General features: G+C 67.7%; 10 protein-coding genes and 1 pseudogene. 1 reads left to right on the top strand and 10 read right to left on the bottom strand.

Annotation, left to right across the window (positions count from 1 at the left end; translation table 11 throughout):
• Nucleotides 1-458: 458 nt before the first annotated feature.
• Nucleotides 459-1,430: a hypothetical protein gene (locus AMYTH_RS0143310; RefSeq protein ID WP_157360837.1), complete on the top strand. Its 972-nt coding sequence runs from the start codon at nt 459-461 to the stop codon at nt 1,428-1,430.
• On the opposite strand, the gene AMYTH_RS49400 is transcribed toward AMYTH_RS0143310, so the two are convergent.
• From AMYTH_RS49400 to AMYTH_RS0143260, 10 genes and pseudogenes are all read right to left on the bottom strand, one after another.
• Nucleotides 1,412-1,570, bottom strand: a complete 159-nt coding sequence (locus tag AMYTH_RS49400) for a hypothetical protein (protein ID WP_157360836.1) — start codon at nt 1,568-1,570, stop codon at nt 1,412-1,414. The two genes, AMYTH_RS0143310 and AMYTH_RS49400, sit on opposite strands and share 19 nt — an antisense overlap.
• A gap of 111 nt (nt 1,571-1,681) precedes the next feature.
• Entirely contained in the window at nt 1,682-1,831 is a 150-nt protein-coding gene (locus AMYTH_RS49395) for a hypothetical protein (protein WP_157360835.1), read from the bottom strand.
• Nucleotides 1,832-1,845: 14 nt separating this feature from the next.
• Nucleotides 1,846-2,022 carry a hypothetical protein gene (locus AMYTH_RS49390; RefSeq protein ID WP_157360834.1) on the bottom strand — a complete coding sequence of 59 codons (177 nt, stop codon included), beginning with the start codon at nt 2,020-2,022 and terminating at the stop codon, nt 1,846-1,848.
• A 54-nt stretch (nt 2,023-2,076) separates the two neighbouring features.
• Nucleotides 2,077-2,412 (bottom strand): hypothetical protein, encoded by a 336-nt coding sequence (locus AMYTH_RS0143290; protein WP_027935496.1) that lies wholly within the window; start codon nt 2,410-2,412, stop codon nt 2,077-2,079.
• Nucleotides 2,413-2,426: 14 nt separating this feature from the next.
• A complete protein-coding gene (locus AMYTH_RS0143285; protein WP_027935495.1) occupies nt 2,427-3,053 on the bottom strand; it encodes an HNH endonuclease family protein in 627 nt (208 codons plus the stop codon).
• Nucleotides 3,050-3,310, bottom strand: coding sequence for a hypothetical protein (locus AMYTH_RS0143280; RefSeq protein WP_027935494.1), 261 nt, complete (start codon nt 3,308-3,310; stop codon nt 3,050-3,052). Before AMYTH_RS0143280 ends, AMYTH_RS0143285 begins: the two co-directional genes overlap by 4 nt.
• Complete coding sequence (locus tag AMYTH_RS0143275; RefSeq protein ID WP_228685407.1) at nt 3,307-3,636, bottom strand: hypothetical protein; 330 nt, start codon at nt 3,634-3,636, stop codon at nt 3,307-3,309. Before AMYTH_RS0143275 ends, AMYTH_RS0143280 begins: the two co-directional genes overlap by 4 nt.
• On the bottom strand, nt 3,633-3,902 hold the full coding sequence (locus AMYTH_RS0143270; RefSeq protein ID WP_027935492.1) for a hypothetical protein: 270 nt from the start codon (nt 3,900-3,902) through the stop codon (nt 3,633-3,635). Before AMYTH_RS0143270 ends, AMYTH_RS0143275 begins: the two co-directional genes overlap by 4 nt.
• 6 nt (nt 3,903-3,908) lie before the next feature.
• Nucleotides 3,909-5,864 carry a P-loop NTPase family protein gene (locus AMYTH_RS0143265; protein ID WP_027935491.1) on the bottom strand — a complete coding sequence of 652 codons (1,956 nt, stop codon included), beginning with the start codon at nt 5,862-5,864 and terminating at the stop codon, nt 3,909-3,911.
• 389 nt (nt 5,865-6,253) lie between these two features.
• Nucleotides 6,254-6,596 (bottom strand): annotated as a pseudogene (locus tag AMYTH_RS0143260) (hypothetical protein); the annotation flags it as partial.

Here is a 6,596-nt window from a genome sequence, read left to right as displayed (position 1 = left end):
CTGGCGCGCGCCCTTCGGGCCGCTTTTCCTTGCGTAGCAAGGAATTTCAGAGACCGCGTATCGAAAGCCGTTGTGCCACAAGGGTTTTCGAGTCTGTCCACTTCAGATTTTTGCTTAAAGTATTGTGCTGTAAGCCTTTTTGCCACTCGCTACGCTCCTGGCGGTTGTTGTCCTTTTGGGACTGTCCACACAAGATCTCTTGTATATCCCCAAACTAGCGCTTTTAGTGATGATCGCGGGTAGCTCTTGACATATCCCATTGGTGTTGTTCCGCGTAATCCGCCGGATTACTTCCCGCTGGTCGGCCCACGGCCGGAAAGGCCCCTGGTTGCCCCTGAGAGCGCCTGAGTCTCGCAGCCGGTGTGTTGTGTCCATTGGGCGAGTAGAACGCCTCACGCGGGCGCTCAGGGCGCGGGAAACGGCTCGGGCGGGGCAGGTGGGCGGTTACCGTGGATCGCATGGTGATCATGCGGAGGGGGCCTGGCCGGGCGGGTGATCCGGTGCAGGGGGTGCGCGAGTGGGGGCCGCTGCTGGCGGCCGTGGTGCTCGGGGTGGTGCTGTGGCAGCTCTCGGGGAACGCATGGCCGTGGCTCTACGCGGTGGGGGTGCTGGCCGTGCTGGCGCTGCTGGGGATCAACCGGCGAGTGGCCGGGACGGTCGGGGCCGTGGTGGCGGATCTGGTCTGGCTGGTGGCCTGGCCGTGGTGGGGCTGGCTGTTCGTGGGCGCGGCCGTGGCGCTGGGGCTGGGGGTGCGCTGGCTGGCGATCGAGCTACGCGGGCGGCGGCGGGCAAGTGGCCGGCAGTTGGTCCCGATCAGCCGGGAGCTGGCGGCCGAGGTCACCACGCCGATCCCCCGGTACCTGCCGTGGGCGCTGCCGGGCTGGCGGGGGCGGCCGGTCCGGCGCTGGCACACGGTGACCGCGTTGGTGCTCGGTGCGGCGCTGCTGGCCGGGGGGCTCGTGGCGTGGCGGCTCGATGTGGCAGCGCAGGAACGGCGGCGGCAGGCCGATTTGGACGCGGCGCACGCCGAGGCGTTCAACCGGATCTTGCCCAGCGATTCGGGAGACCTGCTCCACTACTGGCTCCGCGCGATCGCGGAGCGGCACCCGCAGTACGCGTGCTTCATGATGACGCCCCCGGCCGGGCGCGATTTCGCTGAGGCGATGGGCGCGGACTCGTGCGAGCACGGTGTGGACGCGCTGGCTCGGCAGGTGCCCAACGGTGGCGGAGTGGCGTACTACAACTCGGCCTATCTCGCGCTCAGCGGGGAGAACGTCACCTACCTGAGCACGGGCCGGATCGTGGTGGACATGTGCAACCTCGAACTCGATCCGCCGGGCACCGGGCCGGATGACCTTGGGGTGTTCACGATGGACCCGGCCAGCAGTGGCGGCGGGCGGTGGGTCACGGCCTACATGAAGTGCTTGTGATCGGGGTCCTCTGTGGTCTCGCGGTCCTCGTCGGCGTCGGGCTCGTTGGGAGCCTGGCCGCCCTCGTCGGTGGCTGCCTCGGCGGGGTGGTGACCCCACAGGCTCCACTCGACGGGCGGGAACTTCCGTGGTTCGGGCACTGTGTCTCCTTGCGGCGCGGGTAATCCGCGGCTTGCCGGGGATAGAGCGAGGGCCCCGCACGGCCCACCTGGCGGTGGGGCCTGCCCGTGCGGGGCCTCGTTGAGAGTAGATCAGCGGACGAGGGTGACGGTTCCGCTGGCGTCCCGAGTGACGTGCTTCCTGGCGTGGCAGCACATCAGGTAGGCGATGCCCTGATCGGCGAACCACTCGAAGATCACATCAGGGTCGGGGCAGTTGCACAGCTTGTCCTGTGCTCCCATCACGTTCCCCCGAGCTACATCCGCGCGAAGGTCTGGTGGTCGGTGACCACCTCGTCCTCGGCGAACTCGTCGGGGGTCTCGTACCCCTCGAAGTAGACGAACACCTTTCCGTTGCGGGCCTTGACATCCCGGACTTCCAGGTGGCTGATGACCTGGCCGGGGGTGATGTTGCGGGCGAGGGTGTCTGCCATGACTTTCCTTTCTCTGTAAGGGTTTTCCAGGCAGGCGCGGTGCAGGGCGCGAGGTCAGCTCTCGTCTGAAACGGGTCCGAGTCGCTGAGCATCAGCGGGCAACGGCAGGTTTTTCGCTCGGTGCCACACGACCGCATCCCAGTCAGCAGGGGCATTTTGGGTGTAGAGCCCATCGGTGGGGCTCCACCACAGGGGCGGCATCTCGGCGGGCACGGTGGCACCGAGCGGGTTGGTGCGAACATCGTCGGCCTTGCGCCAGCCCTGCTCGATCAGATAGCGGGCAAGGTCATCCCGTTCCCACGGGACGGTGTTCACCGCACTCTCCAGGTCGCGGCGCATCTCCTCGGTGTGCATCTCGACGCGCATCTGTTCGATCTGTTCGTAGCTCATGAAATGACCCTTTCTCAGCAGTGATCGAGCACGGCCGCGATCGCGTTGACCTCGGCCTGGTCGGCGGTGAGGTGATAGCGGGTTTTGATCTCCACCCACTGGCGCACGTACTCGCAGCGGCCTTGCGCGGGAAGCCAGTGCGCCACGTCCTGGTCCCCCTTGCTGCGGTTGGATTTCGCGGTGACGACCGCCAGGACGGCCGGGTCGTTGGCGTAGCTCTCGCGCTGTTCGGCCGTCCAGGTGCGGGCTCCGGAGCGCTCGGCCTCGGCCAGCGGAACCACGTGGTCGACGTCCAGCTCGGACGGGGTGAACTCGCCGCTGGTGGCGGTGACGGTCACGCCGTCGTAGGGGCTGACCCAAGTGCCGGCCAGCACGCGGCATGCCTTGCCGGTGACCACGTTCTGGCCCCGCTCGCGCAGCAGCAGTTCCCGCCGGTCACATCCGCCGTCGAAGTACTGCCACTCGCCCCAGGCGTCCCGGTCGTAGTGCGCGCCGGTGTCCTCGGGAGCGACAGTCAGGCTGGCGGCCGTGGGCGGGAGCTGGCGGGCTGCCGGTTCGTTGGCCTGCCGGACGGCCCACTGGCCGCCCAGGACGATCGCGGACGCGGCGGCCACCAGGGCCACCCATCGGCGGGTGCTCATCGGTCCTCCCCCTCTGCCAGGACGTTGAACAGTTCGAGCTGGCCGTCCACTGGCTCACCCAGGGTGGCGGCCGTCCGGGCGGCTCGGCAACGGCCACGGTCACGCGAGCGGGCCGACCGGGCGCGGGCGGCGCGCCAGTCCTCGGCGCTCATGCCGCCGTGGGCGCGGGCCGGGGCGGTCTCAGGCGTGGGCATCGCGGTCTGGCCGGACACGGGGTCGCTGGGGACCGCGTGCAGGTGGCGGCGGCGGGCGCTCACCGGACCTCACCGGCCGGGGCCTGCTCCACTCGGATGACCTTGCCCAGTTCGAGCGCGTACGCCAGCTCGGCGCGGGTGCTCTCGCCCATGTAGCCGTTGCGGGTGACGAACAGGACCACATCGGCGCGGCGGATCTTGGCGCGGTGCAGTTCGTCCAGGGCGACCTTGGTCGCTGCCAGGTCGGTGATGTTGAGCCGGGGGTCCGGGTTGCGGAGGTCGATTTCGGGACGGACCACGATCCGACCGGCCAGGGTTTCGCGCTGGGCGGCCAGGGTCAGGTCCGGCATGAATCGGGTCGGACCGCAGATGCACACGATTTCGTTCATTGCTGGGGCTCCCATTCGGGCACGTTGTGAATGAAGACGTGGAAGTGACGCTGGAGTCTGTCCAGGATTTCAGCGGCGGGCCGGTGCGCGGCCGGGGAATCCAGCGCGGCCTTTTCCAGGGGGGCCAGGGTGGCCGACCACCAGAATTCGTGATCGGACCATGTCCTGGCTATTTCCCTGGCGGCTTTCTCGACCGGGCGGGAACTGATTCCTTCGGCCCATTCCAGGTACGCGGCTATATCCGTGGACTTGAAAGTCCGGGACATGGCACCTTATGCGCCCTTGGATTCGCTCTCGGGCTCGTCGTCGGTGTCCAGACCCAGGCGCTTACGCTCCCAGGCTTGCAAATCGGAAACCAGGTAGAGATCTTCCTGGCCGCGATTGCCGACCGGCTCGGGGAATGAGCCGTCACCATTCTTCTTGGCCTTTTTCTTGGCGGCCCGGAGCACTTCCAGTGCCAAGTTAGTCAGGCGGTCGGGGTCGGCGTTCGGGTGTCGCTGGTTGGCCTGGTGGATCAGCCCCATGAGGTGCCCGTCGGTGAGGGCCTGGCGCAGGCCCACGGCCTTGGTGTCGGGTCCCAGCAAGGTCAGCTTCCTAGCCTGTTCTCCCAGGACAGGGGTGTCGCTGGGAGCGTGGGAAGCTGGGAGCTGCGGGGCCTCGTCGTCGTCGTAGGTGACGAACCGGCCGCCGGGCAGGAAGCCGCGGACGAACGCCTCCCGGTCGGCCACCTCCACGTCCCGCTCAGTGATCCAGGGGGCCATTTCGCCGTTGTCGAACCATTCCGGGGCAGGCTCGAATTCCGAGCACATCGCACGGGTGTCCTCAGGCGTGATGTAGGCAATCTGGAATTCCTCAACACCCTTTCCAGCCTGGCCGATCACAGCGCGACCGGGAATGCCTGCATCAACATTGATTTTTTTGAATTCGTGTCCGAATGCGGTAACCCACTTCGGCGTGGAGGTGGGGCCGATCAGGATTTTGGTCCCGATCAGGTCGCGCGCCGCAGTGCTTTTGAATGTGCCCTGGGAGTAATCGTGCGTGCCGACCACCACACGGTGATTCTTGGTGCGACCCTGCATCAGAATCACGTGGAACCACGAATACACCGGAACTTCGCCCTTTTCGCCAAGGCCGCGTTTCCAGTAGATATCCGCCGCCTGGACAAACGAACCGAACTCGTCGATGAGCAGGACACGCGGGGGGATTTCCTCGGCCGGGTAACCGCGCTCGATCGCCTTGGTGACCGCCTTGGCGGAGGTCAGAAATTCGGCGACGCATTTCACCGCGCTAACCACGTCGGTGTGAACGCGGAAACCGCTGATTCCGGCCACCGAGTCGTTAAACGATTCCTGCTTGAGATCGATAATGTCCACCAGGCCACCGTGGGCGCGCCAGTGAATGGCCGGGAGCGTGAGTGTGGTGGTTTTCCCGCCGCCGCTACCTGCGGAAACGCCCCAGTGCGGGGTTTCGGTCTCGGTTTCCACGAACACCTTTTCGGTACCGCTTTTGCCGACGTAGATGCGGTATTGGTCCGGGCTCAGCTCCCATTCGACCTGCTTGGGCGGCTTGGGCTTGGCCGTGGACCGGGTGAACGTGGCGTAGTGCGGGTGCTCGGTGAGGTGCCAGCGGGCGTTCCACTTGCCGCCCAGCCGGTCCTCGATCAGGCCCACCACGGCCGCCGCCTGCGCGCCGGACCAGTCGTCGGGCAGCGCCAGCCACACAGGGTCGCCACCAGGCGTCTTGTAGCTCAGCGGGACCTCTAGCTGGACCTCGTGCGGTTCGAGCCGCAGCAGGCCGCTCAGGGCCGTTTTCAGGGCCGCCACGAGCTGGCGGGTGGCGCGGACGTGGCGGATGCGCGCGGCGCGGGCCTCGACCATCTCGCGCGGCTCGTAGCGCCAGGTGCCCCACTTGACCCGGGTGGGGATCATGCCCGCGTCCATCAGCCGGGCGTCCGGGGTGAACCCGAGCAGCGTCCACAGGTTCGGCCGGGGCGTGGCCGGGCCGTCCGGCAGGGCCAGCGGCTGGCGGTGCGCGAGCCTGGCCGGCCGGTGCATCGGCGGCCGGGGCGCGTTCGGGTCGTTCCGGTCGAACAGGGCCGGGTCCGTGAACGGGGCGGCCGGGGTGTTCGTGAACGCGTTCGGCTGGACCGGGACGGCCGGGATCTCAACCGTCTGCTCGTTCGGGCTCTCCGGCGGGACGCCGGGGCGCTGGTCGCTGGTGCCGTTCACGTGTCCTCCCGCGTTCATGATCCATGACGGGGACGCGTTCAGCGGGGGTGTGTGATGAGGGAAGATGCTCATTGCCGAGACCTCGTTTCTCGGAAGTGGGTAGGCGGCCGGACTTAGCGGGAAGGCCGTCTACCTGCGCTTTTTAGGGTGTTCGCTCAGGGTGTTCACGGGTGTTCGTGAACGCGTTCAGTGCTTGTGCTGGCGTCCAGCCGCGCACGCCGCGCAAAGCTGTCCAGGCTCCGATGAACGCTTCTTGCGCGCCTGGTCGGCTGGGACCCTCTGGCCGCACGTGGTCTTCACAGAGCCGTCCCACCAGGACTTTTTGCCGCTGTGGTAGATCGGCTGGGACTTCTTCGCCATGATCGTTTCCTTCCTCGGGCTGTTCGTGCTCAGCAGGTCCAGGGGTTGGGCATGTCCAACTCGCCCAGCTTGTGCGCGTGCTGGGCGGCGGCCAGCTCCGCCAGCATCCGGCCGCGCATCGCCTCGTCGTGCGGGGCGTTCGAGAGCCGGATGGCGCGGGCCATGCGGATCTTGCGGAACGGGGTCCACCAGGGCGCGTGCGCCAGGCGGGCGGCACGGCGGGCGGCGCGGTCGCGGGTGCGGGCCAGTGCGTCCCGGCCGTCGTCGGCCAGGCCGAGGCGGGACAGCAGCCGCTCGCGGATCTCGTGCAGGACGCGGTGCCAGGTGGTCACCCGGCCGCTGGTGGCACGGATCTCGATCCCGAGGGCCATG

It is taken from the genome of Amycolatopsis thermoflava N1165, from assembly GCF_000473265.1.
Lineage (GTDB): Bacteria > Actinomycetota > Actinomycetes > Mycobacteriales > Pseudonocardiaceae > Amycolatopsis_E > Amycolatopsis_E thermoflava.
Note: the sequence above shows the minus strand (reverse complement) of the source record. Positions and strands in the feature narration are given on the sequence as shown.